Here is a 24,645-nt window from a genome sequence, read left to right as displayed (position 1 = left end):
GACTTCCCCCTCTTTCATCCTCCTTCATCTCAGAACCCTCAGCTTCGTCTTCGAACCCTCAGCAAAGGAATGTGGTCAGCCATGTCCAGACGACCCGTCGCCGTCGCCGCGTCTCTGCTCACCGTTCTCGCCCTCGGCGCGGTCAGCGCCTGTTCCGGCAACTCGTCGGCCACGAGCGGCGGTTCGGGCTCCACACCGACCGTCAAGCTCATGGCCGGCGGCCTCGACAAGCAGATCTACCTGCCGTACCAACTCGCCCAGCAGCTCGGCTTCTACAAGAAGTACGGCGTCAACGTCCAGCTGAGCACCGAGCAGGACGGCGGTGTCGGTGCCGAGGAAGCCATGGCCTCGGGGCAGGTGGACATGGCGGGCGCCTGGTACAACCACACGATCGAGTTCCAGGCGAAGGGGAAGGCGGTCGAGGACGTCGTCCAGCTCTCCGGCGCCCCGGGCGAGCGCGAGATGTGCACCAAGAAGTCGGGCGTCACCTCGGGCGCCGACCTGAAGGGCAAGACCCTCGGCGTCACCGACCTGGGTTCGGGCACCGACACCCTCACCCAGTTCCTGGCCGCCAAGAAGGGCGTCAAGACCAGCCAGTACCACCGGATCGGGGTCGGCGCGGGATCCACGGCCATCGCCGCGCTGCAGAACGGCAAGGTCGACTGCGTCATGACGACGCAGCCGACGGTCGCCGCGATCCAGAAGAAGGGTGTCGGTGCCTCCGCGATCGACCTGGCCACCACGGCCGGCGCCACGCAGGCGATGGGCGGTGCCTATCCCGCGGCCAGTGTGATCGCGCGCACCGACTGGGTGAACTCGCACAAGGACGCGACGCAGAAGGTCGTCGACGCGCTCGTCGCCACCATGCACTGGATCAACACGCACAGCGCGGCCGACATCGCGAACAAGCTGCCGGCGTCGTTCGTGTCGAACCAGTTGGTGACCAAGGCCGATTACATCTCGGCCCTGACCGAGGACAAGGGTCAGTTCCTCCCGGACGGCATCATGCCGGCCGGCGGTCCGAAGACCTCTCTGGCGACAGAGCAGTTGGTCGGCAACGTGAAGGGGTCGGTGGACCTCGGCAAGACGTTCACCAACGACTTCGCCCTCCAGGCCAACAAGACCGAGGGCTTCAAGACCACCACGACCCCGGCAGGACCGAACGGCTGAGCCCTCGCCGATCACGGGGCCGCCCAGGTGTCTGCCACCCGGGCGGCCCCAGCCGTCGGCACGAGCCCCACCCACGACTTCGTCGACAAGGCCGGCTGACAGCCCACGCCGCCGTCACGGCGCCGGTCGCGCCGGGAGTGTCGAGGTGAACGGGGTGACGGGGCGCTCCAGTCGCTCCCCGTCCACGGTGATGTCGACCGCTTCGTTGTAGAAGGCGAGGAGGTCTTTGACGGCGCCCACCGCGGGCAGTGGCTCCGGGTAGCTCCAGACGAGGTTCGCGGGGTCGCCGCCGCCACCCCGCCACGACCAGTACGCGGCGGTGCCCTTGTAGGGGCACCCCGTGCTGAGGTCGCTGGGGACGAACAGGTCGAGGCGGACGTCCTCACGCGGGATGTAGTACCGCGTGAGCAGGCCGGTCTCGAAGAGCAGCACCGGACGGCGGGTGTCCGCGACGACCGTGCCCTCGATCTCGACCCGGACGTGACGGCTGCTCGGGAGGGCGTCCACCCGCTTGTGCGGATCGCGGGGGTGGATGAAGATCTCCTCGTCCTCCTCGTACCAGTGGTCGAGCCCCCGGCCGCTGCGGCTGAACCACTCGAAGGCGATGTGGCCGGCGAGGTCGTCGGCGGGGAACGTCCAGGCCGCGTTCTCCAGCAGTTCGCCGTCGACTTCGAGGTCGTAGAAGACCCGCGATCCGCTGTGGGTGCCGGTCGGCGGGTTCTTCGCCGGGCGGAGCAGGTCCTCGCGGACCTCCTCGCGTGGGAACGCGTACAGCGGAACGGGCACTTCGGGCTCCCAGACGAGGACCGGGTGCCGGCTGTCGACGACCGTGACATCGCCCTTGCACCCGCGCACCCAGCGCCCGCTGGGCTCCCACCGCAGGTCTTGCGGAGTGGTGAGGTTCATGGCACCTCACTACCCAAGGATCCGGCGCTTCTGCTCCTCGAACTCGGCCTCGGTCAGGACGCCCTGGGCCTTGAGTTCCCCGAGTTGCTTCAGCTGATCGATCCTGCCGCTCATGTCGTCGGCCGACGGGGCGGGCGGCGGGGGCGGCGCGGCGGGCGCGGGTTGCGGCGGGGCCTCCTGGTACTCCTGCTGGGCCCATCGCCCCTGCTGACGGCGTGACACACGGTTCGACACGGCGGTCGCGGTACCGGCCACCACGGCTGTGCGGGCGACCCCGCGAAGGAGACCTGGCACGGCGGTTTCCTTTCTGGAAAAGCGGCCCGCGAATCCGGAAGGCGGCCTGCGAAATATCCACACTCCCTGACCGACGGGCAATTCTCGGCGGGCAATTCTCGGCGCATGGGACATCTCCATTGGAGCACCGCACGGATTCCCCCGCACATCGGCATCGGCGCCACCCCACGGGAATTCCGCCGTTCTGCCGGTCGGTGACTCTCATGGCAAGCTGAAATGTGGACCACCGACCGGTCACAGGTCAGTGGTGAGGTCTACGTGGGAGGAGCTCGATATGGCCACGACTGGAACGCACCAGCGACACGAGACCGGGAGCGGCGGAGCGTGGGCGTCCAGCTGGACCGCCTTCGCCGCAGTCATGATGATCTTCGGTGGAGTGATGGCGATATTCGAAGGAATCTCCGCCATCGCCGAGGACGACGTCTTCGTCGTCACCCGCAACTACGCGTACAACTTCAATCTGACGAGTTGGGGCTGGATCCACCTCTCCCTCGGTGTCCTGGTCGTTCTCGCGGGCGCCGCCCTGTTCACCGGAGCGATGTGGGCACGCGTGGTCGGAGTCGTCCTGGCGGGCCTGTCGATGATCGCCAACTTCATGTGGCTGCCGTACTACCCCGTCTGGGCCATCGTGCTGATCGCCGTCGACGCCTTCGTCATCTGGGCGCTGTGCGTCGGAATCAGCCGGCAGCCCCGCACCGAGTAGCCGAGCGCGCCGTCCCGGGTGGACCCCGCGGGTGGGCATTCGGCCGTTCAGCCCGGGTCGGCCCCCCGAGCGGCTGACAGCGGACGTGCCGACGAGCCGGCCCGACCCACCAGTGTTTTCGTTGTGGGGCGGATTCCTCCGAAAAGCGGATTCCTCCGATGGTCCGCGTCGGCACCCACAGGGAGACATGAGTGGAAACCAGCGGCAGTGATGGTCGCCAACCCCTTGCCTTCCCGCTCCTCAAGGGGCAGAAGGCGCTGGTGACGGGCGCGAATTCCGGCATCGGCAAGGCCACGGCCATCGGGCTCGGCCGGGTGGGCGCCGACGTGGTGGTGAACTACGTGTCCGGGCGGGACGCCGCGGAAGAGGTCGTACGCGAGATCGAGGGCTTCGGGGTGCGCGCCTACGCGCACGAGGCGGACGTGTCCCAGGAGGACCAGGTCGTCGACATGGTGTCCCGCATGGTCGAGGAGTTCGGGACCATCGACGTCATGGTGGCGAACGCCGGGCTCCAGCGTGACGCCCCCGTCACCGAGATGACCATGGCCCAGTGGCAGAAGGTGCTGGACGTCAATCTGACCGGACAGTTCCTGTGCGCCCGCGAAGCGACCAAGGAGTTCCTGCGGCGGGGCGTCGTCCCCGAGGTCTCCCGTTCGGCCGGGAAGATCATCTGCATGAGTTCGGTCCACCAGATCATCCCGTGGGCGGGCCATGTGAACTACGCGTCGTCCAAGGGCGGGGTGCAGATGCTCATGGCGACCCTCGCGCAGGAGCTCGCGCCGCAGGGGATCAGGGTGAACGCCGTCGCCCCGGGCGCGATCCGCACGCCCATCAACCGCGACGCCTGGGACACCCCCGAGGCCGAGGCCGACCTCCTCCGGCTCATCCCCTACCGCCGCGTGGGCGACCCGGACGACATCGCGAACGCGGTGGCGGCGCTCGCGTCCGACCTCTTCGACTACGTCGTGGGCACCACGATCTACGTGGACGGCGGCATGACGCTGTTTCCCGGTTTCGCCACCGGCGGCTGAAGCGCAGGACCCCTCAGCCATCCCGTACGAACCACCGAGGTCATGTGAACAGCGCAATCGGCCACCTTCTCGCGGACGGTCCACCACAACTCCTCCCGGCCCGGGAGCTGATGGCCTTCACCCTGGCCTCCCACATCCTGCTCGTACCCTTCGGCGTGGCCCTGCCCGCCATCACGCTCCTCATGCACTACCGCGGACTGCGCAAGGGCGACGCCGTCGCCCTGCTGCTCGCACGACGCTGGTCGGCGGTCATGGCCGTCCAGTTCGCGATCGGCATCGTGACGGGCACCGTGCTGTCCTTCGAATTCGGTCTGCTGTGGCCGGGGATGATGGGCCGGTGGGGCGATGTCTTCGGCCTCGGCTTCGGGATCGAGGCCTGGGCGTTCTTCCTCGAGGCGATCCTCATCGCCATCTACCTGTACGGCTGGCGCAGGCTCAAGCCGTGGACGCACTTCTGGCTCGGCCTGCCGCTGCCGCTGGCCGCCCTGATGGGGGCGTTCGGCATCGTGGCCGCGAACGCCTGGATGAACACCCCGCGCGGCTTCACTCTCGACGCGTCCGGCAGGCCGGTGAACGTCGATGTGCGGCAGGCGGTCTTCACACCGATGCTCGGCCCCGAGTACTGGCACTTCGTGGTCGGCGTGGTCCTGACCGCCGGGTATGTCGTCGCCGGGGTGTACGCGGTCGGCCTGCTGCGCGGCCGCCGGGACCGCTACCACCGGCTCGGCTTCACCGTGCCGTTCACCGTCGCCGCGATCCTCACCCCCGTGCAGTTCGTGCTCGGGGACTCCATCGCCCGCTCCGTCTTCCACAAGCAGCCCGTGAAGTTCGCAGCCACCGAGCTGGTGTGGAAGACCGACACCCACGTACCGGAGTACGTCTTCGGGCGTCTGCATGCCGACGGGTCGGTCTCCGGCGGGATCAAGATCCCCCAACTGGACTCGGTCCTCGCCGGATTCAGACCGGCCACCGAGGTGACCGGACTGACGTCGGTCCCGGCGAGCGACCGCCCGACGGTGATCCAGGCCACCATCGCCCACTGTGCGTTCGACATCATGGTGACCGTCGGAAGCCTGCTCGTGCTGCTCGCGCTCTGGTACGGCTGGTGCCGGCTGCGGCGTCGTGAACTGCCCCGGTCGCCCTGGTTCCTGCGGTGTGCCGCCCTCGCCGGCGCCGCCTGTCTGCTGACCGTGGAGTGCGGCTGGATCACGACCGAGGTGGGCCGGCAGCCCTGGATCGTCTACCAGAACATGCGGGTCTCGGAGGCGGTCACGGGCACCCGCGCCGTGTCCCTGTGGACGATGTTCGGCATCGTCGTGGTGGTCTACGTCCTTGCTTTCGGTTCCTTCCTGACCGTCCTCGCGAAGATGAGCCACCGCTGGCGGCTGGCCGACGAGGGCGCGACCGCGGGTGCCGCCGCCGAGGACGTGGAGGGCGACACTCCCTACGGGCCCCGCCCGTTGTCGGCCACCGCGGGCGGGGACAGGGGAGACGAATGATCGAGGACGTCGTCGCCTGGGTGCTGCTGGTGGCGGTGGCCGCCTACGCGTGTGCCGGTGGCACGGACTACGGTGCTGGATTCTGGGACCTCGTCGCGGGCGGCACCGAACGCGGAAAGCGCCCGAGGTGGCTCATCGACCACGCCATGGAACCCGTCTGGGAGACCAACAACGTCTGGCTCATCTTCATCCTGGTCATCATGTGGACCGGGTTCCCGGTCCTGTTCCAGACGGTCTTCTCCGCCATGTGGCTCCCGCTGGCACTCGCGGCCGTGGGACTCGTCCTGCGCGGTGCCGGCTTCGCTCTGCGCAAACCCACGCGGCGCCTCGCCAGGCGCAGGGTCTACGGCGCCGCCTTCGCCGTCTCCTCGCTGCTGACCCCCTTCTTCCTCGGCGCGGCGGTCGGGGGGATCGCCACGGGCCGGGTGGCTCCCGGCACACAGGCGTCCGCCGACGCCTGGTCCAACGGGACCTCCGTGATCGCCGGGCTGCTCACCGTCGCCGCGACCGCCTTCCTCGGGGCGGTGTTCCTGACCGCCGACGCCTGCCGCTTCGACGCCCCCGACCTCGTCGGTTACTTCCGGCTGCGGGCCTGGTGCGCTCTCGTCGTCCTCGCCGTGCTGGCGATCGTCGGCCTCGTCGTGACCCACGACGACGCGCCCTACGTCCACGACGGGCTGACCGGCGGGGCCGGTCTCGTCCTCGTGCTCCTCGCCGTCGTCAGCGCGTCGACCACCGCCTGGCTGCTGTACCACGTCGTGACGGGATGGGCGAGGGTCACCGCGATCGGCAGCGTGGCCCTTGTCGTCGTGGCCTGGGGACTGGCCCAGCGGCCCTATCTCATCCCCACCTCACTGACCGTGTCCCAGGCGGCCGGCGCGTCGACGACGCTGCGCTGGCTGATGCTGGTCACGGTCATCGCGGTGGTGCTCGTGGGGCCGCCGCTCGTTCTGCTCTACCGGCTGGACACCCGCGGGGCCCTCCAGCCCCTCACCGAGGCGGACCTGCGACAGACGGCACCAGGCCGGGAACCCGAGAACCCGTGACCGGGGCAGGGGGCAGCGCCGGAGGCGGCGAGGGGGACGGGAAAAGGCCCCCGATCATAGTGGTCCTCGGCGTGTCGGGATCCGGGAAGACCACCTTCGGCCAAGCGCTTGCCGGGGAGCTCGGCCTGGCGTTCGTCGAGGGCGACGACTTCCATCCCGCGGCGAACATCGCGAAGATGACCGCGGGCCACGCCCTGGACGACACCGACCGCGCGCCCTGGCTGCGTGCCCTCTCCGACCGCATCCGTCGCTCCGCCGAGGCCCACGAGGGACTGGTGGTTGCCTGTTCGGCCCTCAAGCGCGCCTATCGCGAGGAGTTCCGGGAGGCCGGGGGGCCGGCGTTGCGGTACCTGTACCTCGCCCTGGACCGGGCGACGGCCCGGGACCGGGTGGCCCGGCGCACCGGTCACTTCATGCCCGCCCACCTGGTCGACTCGCAGTTCGAGACGCTGGAGCCGCTGGAGCGGGACGAGCCGGGCATGACCCTGGATGCCACGGCCGACCTGCCGGTGAACCTCGCCCAGGTGCGGGCCGCCGTCGAGCGCTGCGCCGGGCGCCCGGGCGCCTGAGGGATCGGGCGCTCACCGGTACGGCGACGATGCCTCCCGAACGCGCGGGTGGCGGCCGGATGCCACTCCGTCGCGTCCAGCGCGGGCGGCGGCCGGCTGCTATTCCGTCGCGTCCAGTGCGGCCAGCACGGCCGGCACCGGGATGCGCCCGGAGGCGACCAGTTGCGCGCCGCCGCGGCGCAGGGCGGTGGCGAAGGGAGCGGCCCACAGGTTCTCGTAGACCAGGATTCCGGCCGAGTTGCCGGGCTCCAGGGCGCTGCCGGCTTCTTCGATGTCGTCCTCGCCCAGCAGGCCGGAGGAGGCGCCCTCGAAGACGGCCAGGTCGAGGGCTCCGTCGCCGGTGAGGTCGGCGATCTCCAGGCCGACCACGGATCCGTCCTCCTCCTTTCTGACAAACATCAGATCGAGGATCCGGATGACGCCGCGGTCCACGAGGTCGACCAGCAGGGGAAGGCCTTCGCCGGTCATGCGGTTGCCGGGGAACTCAACGACTATGTAGTCGATCGGGCCCATTTCGGCGAATTCATCGCTCACGGCAGAATCGCTCACGGCTTCACCCCTGGGTGGTCATGGGATTTCCCCAGTCCCCGAATGCCTGCGCATCCACGGGCCCCGAATTCCATTGCAGCATCGGACGGAAGGCGCCGCACTTCGGTGCGGTGTTCACCCGCCGGGCCGGTTCCGGGTCGCGGGATCGGATCCGTCCGCCTCTGCTGTAACCATGACGAGCAGCCCGCCTCCACCAGACCCGGATCACAAGCCTCCAGAACCGTCCGGCGAGCAGCGGCTCTCGGCGCGGGAGCGCAACGAACTGGACGAGCTGCGGCACCGGGTGAGCGCTCTGGAGACCGGGGGGCCGTCGGGGGCCGCGCGGCACCACTGGCTCCGCTCGACGGGTTCGGTCCTGCTGATTCTCCTCGCCTCGCTGCTGTCGCTGCTGGCCGTCGTCGCGGTCTGGGCGAACAACATCGTCCGGGACACCGACCGCTATGTCGCCACCGTGGGGCCGCTGGCGAGAGATCCGGATGTGCAGAAGGCGGTCACCAACCGGGTCACCACCGCGGTGCTGGCGCAGATCGACGTGGACGCGCTGGTCAAGGATCTGGAGCGGGCGGCGGCGGAGAAGGGTGCCCCGCCGAGGGTCGCCACGCTGCTCGGCGACCTGGGCGGCCCGATCACCAGCGGTCTGAAGAGTCTGGTCGGCGACACCGTGCAGCGGGTGGTGTCCAGCAAGGCCTTCGACACCGTCTGGGTGGACGCGAACCGCCGGGCCCACAGCGCCCTGGACAAGGCCCTCACGGGCAACGCCACCGGTGCGGTGTCCGCCAAGAACGGTCAGGTCACCATCGACGTGGCGCCGATCGTGGCCCAGGTCAAGGACCGGCTGGTCAGCGCAGGCTTCAAGCCAGCCGCTCGGATCCCGGCCGTCCACACGGACTTCGTGGTGTTCGCGTCGAAGGACATCGGCAAGATCAAGACGTATCTGCGGGTGCTGGACATCATCGGCGGCTGGCTCCCCGTCATCGCCGTGCTGATCGCCGCCGCGGGCGTGTATCTGGCCACCAACCGTCGCCGGGCCCTGATCGGGGCCGCGCTCGGGGTGTTCGCCGCCATGGTGGTGCTCGGCATCGTCCTGGCCGTCGCGCGGGCGGTCTATCTCGACCATCTGCCCGTCGGGACGTCCGAGGACGCCGCCGCCACGGTGTTCGACTCCCTCGTCAGGTTCCTGCGCGCGGGTGTTCGGGCGGTCGGCGCGCTCGCGCTCGTGACGGCTGTCGGCGCCTTCCTCGTCGGGCCGTCCCGGATCGCCGTCCTGATCCGCACGGGCTGTCGCAGGGGCATCGGCGCCCTGCGCGACGTCGCCGTGTCGGCGGGGCTCCCGCTGGGTCCGGTCGGCGGGTTCGTGCACCGCTTCAAGCGGTGGATCGGCGCCGCGATCCTGGCGGTCGCCGCGATCGTGCTGTTCACCTGGAACTACCCGACCACATGGGTCGTGGTGTGGACCGTGGTGATCGTGCTGGTCGCCTTCGCGATCCGCGAGTTCCTGGACACCGGCGCTCCCGCGGCCGCGGCCGCTTCGACACCGTCTCCTCCGGCGCCGTCCACCCCTACGCCGTCCACCTGACCTCGCGCCGGTGCCGACGTTCGCCCACCCGCCGCCAGACCGCCCGCCGGCACTCGGCACCGTGTCCACCGGATCGAGGACGAGGGAGCCGAGGCGCTCAAGACCCAGGTCCCGCAGGCCGCGCAGCACGTCGTTCGCGGCTCCGGTCGGGACGTCGCACTCGCCGGCGTCACCGTCGGGGTTGCGTACGCCGCCCGTCTGGAGGACCACGTTCAAGGCGCAACGGCTCGTCGCCCGGCAGAGCCCATGGTGCGTCGCGTGAGATCCGGCGGGCACACCGCGGACATGCATCATGTCCGTCCGGACCTCCGCGTTTAGGTGCGGTGCGCCGGCTCGGGACGTGGACAGGTCGCTTTTTCATTGACGCGGTGGTGCCTGCCCCCGGCAACTCGGCGTGCCGGAATCCGGCTTCTGTCGGAGGCTGGTGCCATGCCGATGCCCGACGAGCTGAGCGAGGCCGAGTTCCGGTCGCTCTACCGCCGACTGCGCGGCACGGTCTCCGGCGGTGGCAGGCGCCGGGGCGCCCTGGACACGATCACCGCGGCACAGGTGCTGACGGCCCTCCGCGAGGTGCGATCGGGACGTACGGTGTCGCTCGCCGCCCCCGTGGAGACCCGTGCCGAACCCGACGACGCCGATCCGGCCGAGCACCGGCTCACCGCTCCGACGGACGGCGAACCGGTCGCGAAGGGCCCGGACTTCGCGCGGGACCGCTTCGCCATGAACGTTCACGGCGATGTGGACGGTCACCTCGACGCGCTGTGCCATGTCGTCTACGACGGCACGCTGCACGGCGGCATACCGGCGGCGGACGCGCTGTCGCCGGAGGGCGCGAGCGTCCTGTCCGTCGAGCCGGCCCGCGACGGCATCGTCGGACGCGGGGTCCTCCTCGACATACCCCGGGTGCACGGCCTCTCCTGGCTCGAGCCCGGATCGAACGTGACCGCCGAGGACCTGAGCGCCGCCGAGACCCGGCAGGGGTTACGGGTCGGCCGCGGCGACATCCTGCTCGTACGGGTCGGACACCGCCGGCGCCGCGAGGAGCTGGGCCCCTGGGACGTGGCCGCCGCCCGTGCCGGACTCCATCCGACCGCGATGGAGTTCGTGGCCGACCGGGAGGTGGCGGTGCTCGGCAGCGACAGCAACAGCGACACGGCCCCGAGCGCGGTGCGAGGGGTTGCCTTCCCGGTGCATGTCCTCGCCGTCCACGCCCTGGGACTGCATCTGCTCGACTATCTGCGGTTCGAGGACCTCGCGCCGATCTGCGCGCGGGAAGGCCGCTGGTCGTTCCTGTGCGTGATCGCTCCGCTCCGGCTGCCCGCGGCCACCGGCTCGCCCGTCAATCCCCTGGCGATCCTGTGACGACGGTCTTCACCCGGCGCTCCCGTGGCGGCCGGCGCTCGCCCTGGTGGTGCCGTGCTCGCGGCCGTCACCCGGGAGGTGCGGTGATGGCCGGTCAGGGTCAGGCGGTCAGCTGGTAGATGCTCTTGCCCACGAGCCACAGCCCCAGCAGCAGGCACACCGTCACGATCGCCTCGTCCTGATGGCCCTCCAACCACGTCCGCAGCCGCCCGAGCCGGACGCGGGACGAGTCGGGGGCGAAGGTCGCGTAGATCTCCATGGCCAGCAGGCTGGAGCTGGCCAGCAGGCAGTAGCCCATCAACGCCGCGTACGAGGCGGCGTGGGAGAGGTCCGCCTCCACCACGGTGGCGGCACCGGCGGCCACCAGCCCCCAGGGCTGGAGGAACAGCGCCAGCCCGGCCGCCGTCCACGGAGAGATCCGGTCGAGCCGGGACATCATCCCGGATGACGTGCGCCGCCTGCCCCTCCTGCGGCGGATGCGCTCGCCGTACCAGACGAGGCCCACGCCGATGGCCAGTTTGGCGGCCAGGGCGGCCGTGGAGGGCGCCGACTTGGGCGGCGGCGGTTTCCCGCCGGTCATCAGCAGCACCACGGCGATGATCGCGACAAAACTGGCCAGCCAGGTGAGGACGAAGGCCAGCCCGTTCCAGATCCCGCCCCGCGCGGACAGCACCAGCACGAACGCGGTGACCGAGAAGGGGTTCACGGCGATCGCCAGACCGATGAGGACCAGGTCAAGGACCATCGCTGCCTCCGCAGGGCCGCGCGAGGTTCGGGGCGCAGCCGGATGCGCGCATGACCCCATCGTCACCGCTCCCGCCCGCACCCACCATTCAGCGGTGCCGTCCGGAACGCCTCGGGCGGCCCCTCCCCCGTACGGCGCAACGGCGCTCGCGCCGCAGGCGGGCGGCTGCCCGGGACGGCACCCTGGTGGCGTGGTCACGCCTCGGGGCGTGGAGCCCAGTCCGGACCCGGGGAGCGGAATTGCACGCAGGCAGAGGACCCGGCCCGTCCACCGACGGAAGGGCGGGGCGCCTGCGCGGGCGGGCCGCCGACCTGGGGGCGCGGCTGCGGCGGCTGCGCGGCAGCACCGAGGAGCGCTTCCCGGTGATCACCCGTCTCACCTCGCACCTGATCGCGGTGAACCTGCTGGATTCCGCGACCCGGCTCGCGGCCCAGGTGTTCCTGACCGCCGTTCCGCTGCTCTTCGTGGTCGCGTCCTTCGCCCCGCAGGCGGTGCGCAACGAGATCGTCTCCTCTCTCCATGACGTCTTCGGTATCAACGGCTCCTCCGAACTCGAGCTGAAGAAGGTCTTCGACGCCGATCCCGCGAACCTGCAGCAGAGCGCCGGAGTGGTCAGTTCGCTGATGGTGCTGCTCTCCGCCACGGCGTGCAGCCGGGCGATGCAGCGCCTGTGCCAACGCGCCTGGCGACTGCCGGGTGCGAGCGCGCGGATCGCCGCCTGGAGATGGCTCGTGTGGATCGCGGCCTGGCTGGTCGTCCTCGCCCTGCAGGGACCGCTGCGCACCGGGTTCGGCGTGGGGGCGTGGCTGGGCGTGCCGCTCCTGCTGGTCGCCCAGGTGGGCGTCTGGTGGTGGTCCCAGCACCTGCTGCTGGCCGCGCGCGTCCCCTGGTTGCCCCTGCTGCCCGGTGCGCTCCTGACCGGGGTGGCCATGACCACACTGTCGGTGGTCGCCAAGCTGTACGTGCCCAGCGCGCTCAACCGCAGCCTGGACCGCTATGGGTCGCTGGGTGCGGTCTTCACGGTGTTGTCATGGCTGATCGGGCTCTGCGTCGTCATCGCCGCCGCGATCACCGCCGGGGCGGTGATCGCGCGGGAACCCGCCGTGTCCCGGCGCCTCGGTTCACCCGAATAGTCCAACTCGCCGGAAATATCCCCCAGGGATACCTTGGGTTTTGGGGCAGATGCCCACGGTGGACAGTGGGGACGGTGGCCTGCATGACCGAGGCACAGCACTACGACGTCATCGTGGTCGGCACCGGTGCGGGCGGTGGCACGATCGCCCACCGGCTGGTGCCCACGGGGAAGCGGACCCTCCTTCCGGAACGCGGGGACCATCTTCCTCGTGAACGCGACAACCGGGATTCCACCGCCGTCTTCGTCAAAGGGAAATACCGCGCGCCGGAATTCCGGTTCGACAGACACGGAGAGGTGGAGGGCATCACCTCGGTCGTCGCCTGCGGCTCCGTCAACTCCGCTGTCCTGCTGCTGTGTTCGGCGAACGACCGGCATCCGCAGGGGCCGGCCAACAGCTCGGATGCCGTGGTCCGGCACTCCATGCGGCACGACAACCTCGCCCTGATCGCCGTGTCCGAGGAACCGAACGACACCAGGTTCCAGACGACCCTGGCCCCGCACGACTGGTACCTGGGATCCGACGACCGGGAGTATCCCCTCGGCGGCATCCAGATGCTCGGCAAGTCCGACTCCGAACAGATCCACAACGAGGCGCCCCGTCGGCCCGGGGCCGTCTGTTCCGACATGCCCTTCGAGGTACTGGCCCACCACGCGGTCGACTTCCGGCTGTGCGGAGAGGACCTGCCCACCCCCGGCAACCGCGTCACGCTGGACCGGGGCGGCGGCGTCCACCTGGCCCTGGCCGAGAAGTACAACATGGTCGGTGATCGCATCGCGGACCGACCGCGATGACCTCGCACCACCCGGCCGACGGCGTCGTCCCGCACCGCACGCCCCGCGAGCGTGCCGAGACCGGCAAGGCCGCCCGGGCCGCCGTACCCCGCTCCAGTCACGCGGAGTTCGCTCCCGCTCAGAAGCGGCCCGACCCCGTGGACGTCATCGAGGCGCAGTCCGCGACCCGGGTGCCCGAACTCGTACCGATCCGCTACGGGAGGATGATCGAGTCACCGTTCCGCTTCTTTCGGGGGGCCGCCGCCATCATGGCCGGGGACCTCGCCGACACTCCCCGCAGCGGGATCACGACGCAGGTGTGCGGCGACGCGCACCTGCTGAACTTCCGGCTGCTGGCCTCGCCCGAGCGCCGCATGATGTTCGACATCAACGACTTCGACGAGACACTGCCCGGCCCGTGGGAGTGGGACGTCAAGCGGCTGTCCACGAGTCTCGTCATCGCCGGCCGGGCGAACGGCTTCAGCGCCAAGGAGCGGGCCGACGTCGTACGGTCGACGGTGCGGTCGTACCGCGAGTGGCAGCGCCGCTTCGCCGCGCTGGGCAATCTCCCCGTGTGGTACGCCCGGTTCGACGAGGACTGGGTGCGGACCCACGTCTTCCAGGAGGTGAGCGCGCGGGCCCGCGAGCGCTGGTCACGGTCGGTGGCGAAGGCACGCACCCGCGACAGCCTCCAGGCCTTCGACAAACTCACCCACGTCGTCGACGGAAGGGTCCGCATCGCTCCGGATCCCCCACTGGTCACACCGCTCCGGGACCTGCTCGCGGACGTCGAACGCGACGCGCTGGAGGAGCTGATCCGCCGGATGATCGAACGGTACGGCCAGAGCCTCCCGTCGGACCGGCGGTTGCTGCTGGAGCAGTACCGGCTGGTCGACGTGGCCCGCAAGGTGGTCGGGGTCGGCAGCGTGGGCACCCGCTGCTGGATCATTCTGCTGCTCGGCCGCGACGACCAGGATCCCCTGCTCCTGCAGGCCAAGGAGGCCGACGAGTCGGTACTCGCGCCGTTCACCGGGGCGAGCGACTGTCGGACGCAGGGCGAGCGCGTGGTCTGCGGTCAGCGGCTCATGCAGGCCACCAGCGACATCTTCCTCGGCTGGGCCCGGGCTGACGGCATCGACGGCGGCCGACGGGACTTCTACGTACGGCAGTTGCGGGACTGGAAGGGCATCGCGGAGCCCGAGTCGATGGTGCCGGACGGGATGCGGTCCTTCGGTGAACTGTGCGGTGCCACGCTGGCCCGCGCGCACGCGAGGTCGGGGGACCGGATCGCCGTCGCCGCCTACCTCGGCGGGGGCGAGGTCTTCGACCGGGCGCTGGTGACGTTCGCCGAGCGCTATGCCGACCAGAACGAGCAGGACCACCGCGCACTCGTCGACGCCGTCCGTTCCGGGCGGGTCAAGGCGGAAACCGCCTGACACGCCTGACAAGGAGAGCAGCATGGATCGCTATCCGCCCATCGCCGACCACGGGCTCGTCGGGGACCTTCAGACCGCGGCTCTGGTCTCGTCCCAGGGAGTGATTGACTGGTTCGCGGCACCGCGCTTCGACTCACCGAGCATCTTCGCCGCGCTGCTCGACCACGACGGCGGCGGCTACTTCGTCATCGCGCCCGAACACCCCGAGGGCACCTGGAGGCAGCTCTACTACCCGGACACCGCCGTCGTGGTGACCCGCTTCATGTCGCCCGACGGGGTCGGCGAGATCCTCGACCACATGCCGGTCCAGCCGGGCCCGACGGCGACCGACCGGCACAGCCTGGTGCGGGTCGTCCGCTCGGTGCGCGGCACCGTCCGCTTCACCCTCGAATGCCGGCCGCGGTTCGACTACGCGCGGGCCTCCCACGAACTCGACCTGACGCACGACAGGCCGCTGCAGGAGACGGCCACGTTCCGGGCTCCCGGGACGACCGCCTACCTCCAGGGAAGCATCCCGCTCGAACGGGACGGACAGGACGTCCGTGGGGCCATCACCCTCAACGCCGGGGAGACGGCAGCCGTGGTGTTCACCGTGTGCGCGCCGGACGGGGCGGCGCCACCGCCCCCCACCGTCGAAGGGATCACCGAAGATCTCTGGGAGAACGTCGACTTCTGGCAGAAGTGGGTGCGCACCTCTCGCTATCACGGCCGCTGGACGGACATGGTGCACCGCTCCGCGATCACCCTCAAGCTCCTCACCTACGCCCCCACGGGTGCCCCGGTCGCCGCCGCCACCATGGGACTGCCCGAGCAGGTCGGCGGGGAGCGCAACTGGGACTACCGCTACACCTGGGTGCGGGACGGCTCCCTCTCGGTGCGGGCCCTGCTCGACCTGGGCTTCGTGGAGGAGGCCACCCGCTTCACCCGCTGGCTGGGCGACCGTCTGGGCGCCCGCGAGGGCCCCGACGACGAACCCCTCCAGATCATGTACCGGGTCGACGGCGACCCTCATCTGACGGAGGAGATCCTGGAGCACTTCGAGGGCTACCGCGGTTCCTACCCGGTCCGGGCCGGCAACGCCGCCTGTGACCAACTGCAGCTCGACATCTACGGCGAGGCCCTCTACGCCCTGGCCGAGAACCGCGAGGTCGGCGAACAGACGGGCTACCACGGCTGGAAGGGCCTCGCCGCCACCCTCGACTGGCTCGCCGACTCCTGGGACCGGCCCGACGAGGGCATCTGGGAGACCCGGGGCGGGCGCAAGGACTTCACCTACAGCCGGGTGATGTGCTGGGCCGCGTTCGACCGCGGGCTGAAGCTGGCGCAGGAGTTCAGCAGGCCGGCCGACACCGTGCGCTGGACCCGGGCCCGGGACGCGATCCTCGAACAGGTCATGGAGCGCGGCTGGAACGACAAGGAGCAGGCCCTCGTCCAGTACTACGGCGGCGACGTCCTCGACGCCTCCCTGCTGCTCGCCCCCCGGGTCGGATTCCTGGCCCCCCGCAGCCCCGCCTGGCTCAACACCCTCGACGCCATGGACCGCGTCCTCGTCTCCGACAGCCTGGTCTACCGCTACGACCCCGGGGCCTCGCCCGACGGACTGCGCGGCTCCGAAGGAACCTTCAGTCTGTGCACCTTCCTGTACGTCGACGCCCTCGCCCGCGCGGGACGCCTCCCCCAGGCCCGCTATGCCTTCGAGAAGATGCAGACGTACGCGAACCACGTCGGCCTGTTCGCCGAGGAGATCGGTCCCAGCGGGGAGCAACTCGGCAACTTCCCGCAGGCCTTCACCCATCTCTCCCTGATCATGGCCGCGACGACGCTGGACGAGGCGCTCGACGCCCTCCATCCCTGAACTCCGGGATGGTCTGCCCCTGCGGCAGCAGTTCGGTGGTCACGAAGGACACCACGGCGGCGAGCACGATGACCGGCACCGTGCCCGCGTTGCCCACCATCAGCACGACCAGCACCACACAGCTGACCGGCAGCCGGAGCGCGGCGGCGGACGAGGCCGCCATGCCCGCCGCGACGCCCGGCACGACGCCGAGCCCCGGCAGCGGTGCGAGCAGGGCGCCCATCGCGCCGCCCAGGAACAGCGCGGGGAACACCGGACCACCGCGCAGGCTGCCCAGGCAGAGCGCGTACGCGACGCCTTTGAACACCAGGACCGCCACCAGGCTGCCGACCGACCAGGCGTGCGGGTGGGTGGCGAGCTGACCCAGGATGGACTGGCCCGACAGGGCGACGTCGGACGGCGAACGGCCGGTGAGGCCCGCGTAGAGCGCCGCGCAGACGGCCGCACCGAATGCGCAGAGCACCGTGTTGCGCAACGGATGCGCGACCACGAGGCGCGCCGCGATCCGCCCGCCCGCGATGATCCAGTGGATGGCCGCCCCGATGAGGACCGCCATGAGCACCGACCACACCACGTCCCCGGCGTCGAGGACGGAGGGCGCGGGTAGTCCGATCTCCAGGCTCCCGGTCTTCAGTCCGGTCCAGTGTCCGAAGCCGGTGAACACGATGGCGCCGATTCCGCCGGCCAGCAGGACGGGGAGCATCACCGCGAACAGCTGCGGTCCGCCCAATCCGGACGCCTCCATCAGCAGCACGGCCGCCACCACCGGACTTCCGAAGATCACGGAGATGGCCGACGCGGCGCCCGCGGCACCGAGCAACGCCGTGTTCGCCTCGGTCGCGCGAACGCGTACGAGATCCCGGAACAGCAGCGCCAGACCGCCGCCCAGGGCGATCAGGGGCGCCTCGGGTCCGAGCACGGCTCCCAGCGGCAGACTCGCCAGCGCGGCGAGGACCACGCCGGGAACGGCGGCCTTCGACGCACCTCCGGGCTGCAGGCCCCCCGCCGGGATGTGACCGCCCCGGCCGGGAAACCGCGAGGCGACCAGGGCGACGACCGCACCCGACACCAGAGCGGGCGGCAACGGCCACCACCACGGCGGATTCGACCACCCTAGATGGTGCGGCCAGTCCACCCAGATCAGGTGTTCCAGCTCGTGCAGCAGGACGAGGAACCAGAACGCGACCAACGACACCGGGATCCCGATCAGGCCGCAGAACAGCAACGTCCGCCGGTACGCGGGCTGCCGCAGCGTGTCCCTCAGCCGCTCGGCCTCGCGGGGCTGATCTCCCGGGGCGGGCTCCGCCGGTACGGGCTCCGGTTCGGTGATGGGTCTTCTCCTGGGTCCGCTCGCAGCGATGCCGCCGGTCGGAGCGCGAGATTACCCACCACGTCGCCCATGCCACTCCGAGCCACGCGACACCACCCGGAAACCCTCCGGGTGGACGCGTCCACCGATGCCGCACGGCCACCCGGACCCTCGGTGGAGAAGCCGACTCAGCGGGCGCGGGGGCCCGCCGCGCCGGAGTCCGGCCGGCCCGAGGTACGCAGCGTGCCGACCGTCTTCAGTAGCCGGTCAGCCGGATCCCGCAGCCTGGGATGGGCCAGGACGGTGTTACGCAGGCCCCGCACCGGCCTGCGCCAGAGCCGGTGCGCCGTGGCCATGGGGTGGGGGCGGGTCGCGAACCCCTCGCCCACGCGCAGCTCCCGGGTCTTGAGCCAGTCCTTCCACTCCTTGTCGCCACGGCCCAGATCCATGAGCCGCACGCCCTCCCGTCCGGCGGCCTCGGCCATCCGGAGGTGCATGATCAACCCTGGCGAGTAGTAGCGGAGTTCGGGGTCGTACGCGGTGAACCAGGCCGCGAACAGCGTGCGCGAGGTCGGTCCGAAGTGTGCGGCCACCGGCCGGTCACCTGCGTACAGCACGGACAGCACGCCGTTGAAGTGCTCCTCGCGGACCCGGAAGAGATGGTCCACCAGGTCCACGATCCAGGGCCGCGCGAACCGGTCCATCCGTCCCGTCCTGCGGTACTGGGCGGACTTCCAGCGCATGAGGGTGCGCAGCACCCGCGGGTCGCGCTCGTCGTAGACGAACCGCATCTCGCCCAGGTCGCGTCCCAGGCGGCGTTCCTTCTTCAACGTCGTCTTGGCCAGTCCCGGGTAGGCGCCGCGCAGCCACTCGGCGTAGGTACCCTCGCCGACCTTCAGGTCTATCGCCGGTGAGGCGAACGTCCCGGTGACATGTCTGCCGAAGGGTTTCTGCTCCTCGACGAGGTGGTCGAACTCGAAGACGGACAGCCCGCAGGCCCGCAGCAGTTCCTGTGTGTCCCAGGTGACCCCGGGGCGGTGCACCAGGGCTTGGCAGTCGGAGAGACCGAGACCGATGGCCCGTCCGACGCCCAGGGAGTTGCGCTCGTACGGGAAGAAGCCGACGGGCTCCCCTCTCTCGTGGAGGACCGCCACATGCGCCCCGCCTCGGTACCTGTCGATCCCCGCCGCGAACTCCGGGGCCAGGAACGGGTTGGCGTAGTCGGGCGACTCGTCCATCACCCGATGCCAGGCCAGGAGGAGCGAACTGCCCAGCTCCTCCGGTCTGTGGATCGTGATCTCCACCTCAGATCAACCGCCCTTCCGCGGGCTCCGCGAGGGACGTACCGTTCGCAGCGCGGACCCCTAAGGCGTGAGGATCGTTGTTCATCGATCGCACGGCCGACCGCCCCCCATTCCCCCATGACGCGTCTCGAACTGTTCCGCGAGGCTCAAACGTCGCGAATCAGTACGCAAGCTGTCAAGGGTGTCTGTCGTAACGGAAGAGTGGGAATTGGCCTGCCCGGACCCGACCAGGCCGTCCGGCGCTCGCGTCCCGACCGCGGATCGGAGGCCGATTCACTCATCGCTCACCCAGCGCGGGAGCCGGTCCCACCGGTCGCCGGTGACGCGGGAGATGGGGTACGACTTGTAGCCGGTGTGCGAGAGCGGCAGGGGAACGAGGTCGGCGAAGCCGGTGATCTCGCGTACGCCGGTCTCCTCCGCCCGGGTGCACGGCAGCGGGACGCGCTCGCGTCGGGCGGCGAATGCCTCGCGCTTCCACGGCACGTCGTTCCACTACCCCGGCGCCGACCGGGAAGCGTCAAGCCATGCGGCGCACGCTCCAGTCGAAGCCCCCGCGGCACACGGCCGTGCCCGTCGCATCGGTGATCTCGGCGTGCGTGGCGAACCTGGCCCGGTCGGTCTCGCCCCGCAGCAGCGGGCGCAGGACGCCGAGCGCCTCCTCGGAGAGGCGGCAGCGGGCCACCAGCCGTCCTCGTGCGGGAGCGAGGAACTCCAGGGACGCGGACCTGCCCAGGGGTACGACGCCCTGGAATTCGGCGGCGTCCGCGCTCGCGGCGAGGATCGCGCCCAGACCCGCCGCGTCGACCAGGGTGATGAGCCCCGAGGAATGCAGCGAGCCGATGACGTTCGTCAGCGCCCGGGGTGTCTCCAGCGCGATCTCGGCCGCGCCGTCGGCGGCGGAGATCACCTCGATACCGGCGGTGCGATGGGCCTGGATGGGGTCCAGCAGGGTGCGCGCGAGCGCCGTCATGTCCATGGGCGCAGCTTCGCAGGCCGCCCTTACGACCGAGTGACTCCGGGGCGACGGACTCAGTCCTCCCGTGGAGGAGCGGCCCTTTCCACGCGGCTGCGGCGCAGTACGTAGACGCGGTCCGCAATGTCCAGCACCCTGCGTACGTCCTGCTCGACCAACAGCGCGCCCAGGCCGGTGTCCGCCGCCGCGCGCACCGCCGACAGCAGGCGTTCGACGACCAACGGAGCGAGACCGAGCGACAGTTCGTCGGCGAGGAGGAGCCAGGGGCGCGGCACAGGGCCCGTGCCAGTGACAGCATCTGCTGTTCACCACCCGACAGCATGCCCGCGCCCGTCCGGAGGCGTTTGCCGAGTTCGGGGAAGAGTTCCAGGGCCTGGCCGGTTCTCACCCGGCCGGAGTCGCCCCGTCGGCGCACCGCCGACCGCCCTTCAGCCCGCCGATCGGGCGGTCTGGGTGTCCAGCGCGGCGCAGAGCCAGTCGTGGGCGGCACCTGCGGTCGGTTCCGACGGGCCGGACAGCTCGGCGGTGAGTTCCCAGTAGCGGTCGATACGGGGATCCGCGGCCAACAGCCGACTGAGTCCCCGGCGGAAGGCGGGAGTGTCCCGCGTGCCACGTGAGCGGGCGTAGGCGGAGACGAAGCAGTCGAGTGCCTCGCCCTCGTGCGGTGGCCGCCCCGCCCGCAGCCACGGCGATGCCAGCGCATACGCCTCGACGAGACCGTCGTAGAGCACGGCCGGGCGGCCCCCGTCGGGCCCGTGCGCCGCGGGCTGGCCGTGACCGCTGCCGGTGCAGGGGGCGGACACGAGGGCGTGCAGCCGGGTGAAGGCCAGCACTTGGGCCGGCGTCGGCCCTTCGGGGAGCTGCGGAACTGCCTGTTCGACGATGGCGGAGACCAAGCGGGCCGGGAGCCGCGCCGGCAGCCAGCGCCGCCAGAAGCGTGCCAGCGCGGCCGTGCTGGGCGGGACGGACACGGCGCCGATCAGCCGCAGCCGCTCGGCGCGTTCCTCGGGTGCGCACTCCTGGAGCAGCTGGAGGGCTGCCTCCTGCCAGCGCAGGGCAGCCAGCCGCGAGCCGATCTGCCGCAGCTGCCCCGCGACGACGTTCTCCAGCGTGTCCTCCTGGTCGAGGATCCGGCCGACTTCGGGGACCGGCAGGTCGAGGGTGCGCAGGGAGCGGATCAGGTGGAGCCGGTCGAGTGCCTCGGGGCCGTACCTGCGGTGGCCGCCTGCGCTGCGGGCGGCCTCGGGCAGCAGACCGCGGTCCGAGTAGAAGCGGACCGTCTTGACGGTGACGCCCGCGTGCTCGGCGAGCTCTCCGATGCTCCATGTGCTTTCAGGGCGCACGTCTTGAACCTCCCTCAGGGGGAGTTCCTACCGTACCGACGAGCGCGGACGGCCGGTACGGACGGCCCTGCGACCACGGCGTACGAGGAGACATCGATGACGGCATTCATCCTGGTGGCGGGCGCCCACACCGGCGGCTGGATATGGCAGGCGGTGGCCGCTCGGCTGCGGGAGTCGGGGGCACAGGCGTATCCGGTGACGCTCACCGGCATGGGGGACCACCGCCGTGCGGCGGGACCTGACACGGACCTGGAGACACACATCCACGATCTGTTGCGGGCGATCGACCGGACGGACGCGGCAGAGGTGGTGCTGGTCGGTCACTGCTACGGCATCTACCCGGTGCTCGGCGCCGCCGACCGGCGCCCGGAACGGATCGCCCGGATCGTCCACCTGGACGCGGGCATGCCCCAGCACGGCGATCAGGCCCTCACTCTGGTGCCCGACCAAGCGGTCCGCGACCGGCTGCTGCACCGGGCCGAGCCGGCGGATGACGACTGGCGGATCCCCCCGCCGCCGCTTGGGGAGTGGCAGCGCTGGGGCAGCGTCGCCGGCCTCTCGCCCGCCGTGCTGGCTCGGCTGGCGGCCACCGCCGTTCCGCAGCCGGTGGGCACGCTCACCCAGCCGCTCCGCCTGTCGCAAGCGGTCTCCGAGCTGCCGAAGACCGGCGTGCTGTGCACCGCCAACGGTTCCAGCATCGCCATGGTCGAGGCCCTGGTGGGGATGGGGGATCCCCGCTTCCAGGTGCTCACCGACCCCCGGGTGAGTTTCTTCGAACTCGGCACCGGGCACTGGCCGATGCTCTCCTGCCCCGACGAGGTGGCCGAGACCCTGGTCCGGGCCGCCGAGGGAGAAGGGCACCGGGTGGCCGCGAAGGTGAACGAACAACCGGCGCACCTCCGCCCCTTCCTGATGGATGTACCGGAGCGGCCTCGCGAGCGGGTGGGACGGGTCGATCTCCACCTCCCCGACGACCTCGCTGAAGCCGACCGCCCGAGGCCGGCGGTGGTGTTCGTCCACGGTGGCCCGGTCCACCCCGACGTACGGCCGACTCCCCGGGACTGGCCGGGCTTCATCGGCTACGGCCGGTACGTGGCGGGTATGGGGGCCGTCGGCGTGACGCTGGACCATCGGCTGCACGATCTCGCCGACTTCGCGCGGGCCGCCGAGGACGTGGCCGATGCGATGGACCTCGTACGGGCCGATCCGCGCGTCGACGGGGATCGCGTGGCGCTGTGGTGCTTCTCCGGTGGCGGGCTGTTGTCGGCGGACTGGCTCGCGGCGCCCCCGCCGTGGTTGCGGTGCGTCGCGGTGAGCTATCCGATACTCGCACCAATGCCGAACTGGGGGCTTGTCGATTCCCGGTTCCGCCCGGCGGACGCGGTACGTACCGCGGGACGGTTGCCGATCGTGTTGACCCGGGTGGAGCTGGAGCGCGCGGAGATCGCGGTGACGGTCGAGGAATTCCTGGCCGCCGCCGAGAAGTACGACGCCGATGTCGAGGTGATCGACGTTCCGCTCGGCCACCACGGTTTCGAGACCCTCGACCATACCGACCGGGCGCGCGAGGCCGTGGAGCGCGCGGTGCGATCCGTACTGAGGCACCTGCGGCGCTGAGACCTCCTTCGCACCTCGTGCACCACGCGCATGTTCGCTCGCGAACCGGCCGACCGAGGTACGCCGTCACATCGGCCCAGGAGGGTCCGGCCGCCTCCAGCATCAGGGTCGCCCCCGTCAGACAGCCCATGTCGTCGCTCACCAGCGCCGCCACGGCCGTCTACGTCATCGTGCTCGCACACGTCCCCCACCACCGCGGCTCCCTTGCCCCACCCCCGCCCGCCACCTACGCTGAGTTTGTGCCGCTAATAAACAAAACCCGATCGCACAGTGCCGTGCGGGGCCCCGACGACCTCACCCGCCTGCGTGCCGCCATCACCGCCTTCTTCGCCCTCGACGGCTTCGTCTTCGCGGGCTGGGTCGTCCGCATCCCTGCCATCAAGGAGCAGACCGGCGCCTCGGTGAGCGCCCTGGGGCTCGCGCTGCTCGGCGTCTCCGCCGGAGCGGTGATCACGATGACGCTCACCGGCCGGCTGTGCCGCCGCTTCGGCAGCCATCCGGTGACCGTCGTCTGCGGCATCCTGCTGGCGCTGAGCGTGGCCCTGCCCCCGCTGACGCACTCGGCGGTCACGCTGGGGCTGGTCCTGCTCGTGTTCGGAGCGGCGTACGGCGGTATCAACGTCGCCATGAACAGCGCCGCCGTCGACCTGGTGGCCGCGCTACGGCGGCCTGTCATGCCGAGCTTCCACGCGGCGTTCAGCCTGGGCGGCATGGTCGGCGCGGGGCTCGGCGCACTGGTGGCGGGTTCCCTGTCCCCCACCCGGCACCTGCTCGCGCTCACCGTGATCGGCCTGCTGGTGACCGCCCTCGCCGGACGCGTCCTGCTGAGCCACGAGCCTCCGGCGCCCCCGGAGCACGGACAGTCGCACGAAAAGCGCGCCCCGCGTCACCTCGACGCACGCACCCGGCGGCTGGTGTTCGTCTTCGGCCTGATCGCCCTGTGCACCGCGTACGGCGAGGGCGCCCTGGCCGACTGGGGAGCCCTCCACCTGGAACAGGACCTGCGGGTCCACCCGGGCGTCGCGGCCGCCGGCTACTCCTGCTTCGCGCTCGCCATGACCATCGGCCGGGCCGGCGGTACGACGCTGCTGGAACGGCTGGGCCGCACACGGACGCTGGTGGGGGGCGGTGCCACGGCCGCCACCGGCATGCTGCTCGGCGCGCTCGCCCCCTCCGTGTGGGCGGCCCTGCTCGGCTTCGCGATCACAGGGCTCGGACTCGCCAACATCTTCCCCGTCGCCGTCGAACGCGCGGGCTCCCTCGCCGGCCCCGGCGGTGTCGCCATCGCCTCGACGCTCGGCTACGGCGGCATGCTCCTGGGCCCGCCCGCGATCGGATTCATGGCCGGCTGGTTCTCGCTGCCCATCGCCCTCACCAGCGTGACGGTGCTGGCGGCGCTGGCCGCACTCATCGGGTTCGGGACGCGCCGGGCCGCCGTGAGCTGACGGCGCG

At 70.9% G+C, this 24,645-nt stretch carries 23 protein-coding genes and 1 pseudogene; 14 read left to right on the top strand and 10 right to left on the bottom strand.

What is annotated here, in order from left to right; genetic code table 11:
- Window positions 1-81: 81 nt before the first annotated feature.
- Window positions 82-1,170 carry an ABC transporter substrate-binding protein gene (locus ACZ7M2_RS25895; RefSeq protein WP_471597266.1) on the top strand — a complete coding sequence of 363 codons (1,089 nt, stop codon included), beginning with the start codon at window positions 82-84 and terminating at the stop codon, window positions 1,168-1,170.
- 114 nt (window positions 1,171-1,284) lie between these two features.
- Here the strand turns inward: ACZ7M2_RS25895 and ACZ7M2_RS25890 are convergent, their stop codons facing one another.
- Both ACZ7M2_RS25890 and ACZ7M2_RS25885 read right to left on the bottom strand, forming a co-directional pair.
- The gene (locus ACZ7M2_RS25890; RefSeq protein WP_471597265.1) at window positions 1,285-2,076 is read right to left on the bottom strand and encodes a DUF427 domain-containing protein; all 792 of its coding nucleotides are present in this window, start codon (window positions 2,074-2,076) and stop codon (window positions 1,285-1,287) included.
- Window positions 2,077-2,085: 9 nt separating this feature from the next.
- Window positions 2,086-2,370, bottom strand: a complete 285-nt coding sequence (locus ACZ7M2_RS25885) for an SHOCT domain-containing protein (RefSeq protein WP_391392274.1) — start codon at window positions 2,368-2,370, stop codon at window positions 2,086-2,088.
- Window positions 2,371-2,644: 274 nt separating this feature from the next.
- On the opposite strand from ACZ7M2_RS25885, the gene ACZ7M2_RS25880 reads away from it, so the two are divergent.
- From ACZ7M2_RS25880 to ACZ7M2_RS25860, 5 genes are all read left to right on the top strand, one after another.
- Window positions 2,645-3,073 (top strand): DUF7144 family membrane protein, encoded by a 429-nt coding sequence (locus tag ACZ7M2_RS25880; RefSeq protein WP_352045507.1) that lies wholly within the window; start codon window positions 2,645-2,647, stop codon window positions 3,071-3,073.
- A gap of 191 nt (window positions 3,074-3,264) precedes the next feature.
- Window positions 3,265-4,104, top strand: a complete 840-nt coding sequence (locus tag ACZ7M2_RS25875; RefSeq protein WP_075025575.1) for an SDR family oxidoreductase — start codon at window positions 3,265-3,267, stop codon at window positions 4,102-4,104.
- 110 nt (window positions 4,105-4,214) lie between these two features.
- Complete coding sequence (locus ACZ7M2_RS25870) at window positions 4,215-5,603, top strand: cytochrome ubiquinol oxidase subunit I (protein WP_471597471.1); 1,389 nt, start codon at window positions 4,215-4,217, stop codon at window positions 5,601-5,603.
- The gene (locus tag ACZ7M2_RS25865; RefSeq protein ID WP_471597264.1) at window positions 5,600-6,649 is read left to right on the top strand and encodes a cytochrome d ubiquinol oxidase subunit II; all 1,050 of its coding nucleotides are present in this window, start codon (window positions 5,600-5,602) and stop codon (window positions 6,647-6,649) included. Before ACZ7M2_RS25870 ends, ACZ7M2_RS25865 begins: the two co-directional genes overlap by 4 nt.
- Window positions 6,646-7,218, top strand: a complete 573-nt coding sequence (locus ACZ7M2_RS25860) for a gluconokinase (RefSeq protein ID WP_471597263.1) — start codon at window positions 6,646-6,648, stop codon at window positions 7,216-7,218. Before ACZ7M2_RS25865 ends, ACZ7M2_RS25860 begins: the two co-directional genes overlap by 4 nt.
- A 99-nt stretch (window positions 7,219-7,317) precedes the next feature.
- Here ACZ7M2_RS25860 and ACZ7M2_RS25855 read toward each other — a convergent pair whose 3' ends face one another.
- Window positions 7,318-7,731 carry a DUF6325 family protein gene (locus tag ACZ7M2_RS25855; RefSeq protein WP_471597470.1) on the bottom strand — a complete coding sequence of 138 codons (414 nt, stop codon included), beginning with the start codon at window positions 7,729-7,731 and terminating at the stop codon, window positions 7,318-7,320.
- A gap of 208 nt (window positions 7,732-7,939) precedes the next feature.
- On the opposite strand from ACZ7M2_RS25855, the gene ACZ7M2_RS25850 reads away from it, so the two are divergent.
- Together ACZ7M2_RS25850 and ACZ7M2_RS25845 are read left to right on the top strand one after the other, a co-directional pair.
- Window positions 7,940-9,343: a hypothetical protein gene (locus tag ACZ7M2_RS25850; RefSeq protein WP_471597262.1), complete on the top strand. Its 1,404-nt coding sequence runs from the start codon at window positions 7,940-7,942 to the stop codon at window positions 9,341-9,343.
- Between the two features lie 429 nt (window positions 9,344-9,772).
- Entirely contained in the window at window positions 9,773-10,705 is a 933-nt protein-coding gene (locus ACZ7M2_RS25845; protein ID WP_471597261.1) for a cyclase family protein, read from the top strand.
- A gap of 100 nt (window positions 10,706-10,805) precedes the next feature.
- Here the strand turns inward: ACZ7M2_RS25845 and ACZ7M2_RS25840 are convergent, their stop codons facing one another.
- Complete coding sequence (locus tag ACZ7M2_RS25840; protein WP_352045513.1) at window positions 10,806-11,450, bottom strand: GAP family protein; 645 nt, start codon at window positions 11,448-11,450, stop codon at window positions 10,806-10,808.
- Window positions 11,451-11,689: 239 nt separating this feature from the next.
- On the opposite strand from ACZ7M2_RS25840, the gene ACZ7M2_RS25835 reads away from it, so the two are divergent.
- The 4 genes and pseudogenes from ACZ7M2_RS25835 (at window position 11,690) to ACZ7M2_RS25820 (ending at window position 16,647) form a co-directional block, all read left to right on the top strand.
- Window positions 11,690-12,583: a YhjD/YihY/BrkB family envelope integrity protein gene (locus ACZ7M2_RS25835; protein WP_471597260.1), complete on the top strand. Its 894-nt coding sequence runs from the start codon at window positions 11,690-11,692 to the stop codon at window positions 12,581-12,583.
- Between the two features lie 83 nt (window positions 12,584-12,666).
- Window positions 12,667-13,350, top strand: a pseudogene (locus ACZ7M2_RS25830) (dehydrogenase); the annotation flags it as partial.
- A gap of 23 nt (window positions 13,351-13,373) precedes the next feature.
- Window positions 13,374-14,792: a DUF2252 domain-containing protein gene (locus tag ACZ7M2_RS25825; RefSeq protein ID WP_471597259.1), complete on the top strand. Its 1,419-nt coding sequence runs from the start codon at window positions 13,374-13,376 to the stop codon at window positions 14,790-14,792.
- A gap of 22 nt (window positions 14,793-14,814) precedes the next feature.
- Window positions 14,815-16,647: a glycoside hydrolase family 15 protein gene (locus ACZ7M2_RS25820; RefSeq protein WP_471597258.1), complete on the top strand. Its 1,833-nt coding sequence runs from the start codon at window positions 14,815-14,817 to the stop codon at window positions 16,645-16,647.
- On the opposite strand, the gene ACZ7M2_RS25815 is transcribed toward ACZ7M2_RS25820, so the two are convergent.
- The 6 genes from ACZ7M2_RS25815 to ACZ7M2_RS25790 form a co-directional block, all read right to left on the bottom strand.
- The gene (locus ACZ7M2_RS25815) at window positions 16,598-17,977 is read right to left on the bottom strand and encodes a chloride channel protein (RefSeq protein WP_471597469.1); all 1,380 of its coding nucleotides are present in this window, start codon (window positions 17,975-17,977) and stop codon (window positions 16,598-16,600) included. The genes ACZ7M2_RS25820 and ACZ7M2_RS25815 overlap by 50 nt on opposite strands.
- A 167-nt stretch (window positions 17,978-18,144) precedes the next feature.
- Window positions 18,145-19,260, bottom strand: coding sequence for a GNAT family N-acetyltransferase (locus ACZ7M2_RS25810; protein ID WP_067372984.1), 1,116 nt, complete (start codon window positions 19,258-19,260; stop codon window positions 18,145-18,147).
- A 273-nt stretch (window positions 19,261-19,533) separates the two neighbouring features.
- Entirely contained in the window at window positions 19,534-19,743 is a 210-nt protein-coding gene (locus ACZ7M2_RS25805; RefSeq protein ID WP_471597257.1) for a hypothetical protein, read from the bottom strand.
- A 34-nt stretch (window positions 19,744-19,777) separates the two neighbouring features.
- A complete protein-coding gene (locus tag ACZ7M2_RS25800; RefSeq protein WP_352045518.1) occupies window positions 19,778-20,236 on the bottom strand; it encodes a DUF4442 domain-containing protein in 459 nt (152 codons plus the stop codon).
- 53 nt (window positions 20,237-20,289) lie between these two features.
- Window positions 20,290-20,508, bottom strand: coding sequence for a hypothetical protein (locus ACZ7M2_RS25795; RefSeq protein ID WP_471597256.1), 219 nt, complete (start codon window positions 20,506-20,508; stop codon window positions 20,290-20,292).
- Between the two features lie 153 nt (window positions 20,509-20,661).
- Window positions 20,662-21,576, bottom strand: a complete 915-nt coding sequence (locus tag ACZ7M2_RS25790) for a helix-turn-helix domain-containing protein (protein ID WP_471597255.1) — start codon at window positions 21,574-21,576, stop codon at window positions 20,662-20,664.
- A 96-nt stretch (window positions 21,577-21,672) separates the two neighbouring features.
- Between ACZ7M2_RS25790 and ACZ7M2_RS25785 the strand changes: the two genes are divergently transcribed.
- Together ACZ7M2_RS25785 and ACZ7M2_RS25780 are read left to right on the top strand one after the other, a co-directional pair.
- On the top strand, window positions 21,673-23,193 hold the full coding sequence (locus ACZ7M2_RS25785; RefSeq protein ID WP_471597254.1) for an alpha/beta fold hydrolase: 1,521 nt from the start codon (window positions 21,673-21,675) through the stop codon (window positions 23,191-23,193).
- 239 nt (window positions 23,194-23,432) lie between these two features.
- Window positions 23,433-24,638 carry an MFS transporter gene (locus ACZ7M2_RS25780; RefSeq protein ID WP_471597468.1) on the top strand — a complete coding sequence of 402 codons (1,206 nt, stop codon included), beginning with the start codon at window positions 23,433-23,435 and terminating at the stop codon, window positions 24,636-24,638.
- The last annotated feature ends 7 nt before the right edge of the window (window positions 24,639-24,645 follow it).

The organism is Streptomyces sp. NPDC111507 (assembly GCF_055638955.1).
Note: the sequence above shows the minus strand (reverse complement) of the source record. Positions and strands in the feature narration are given on the sequence as shown.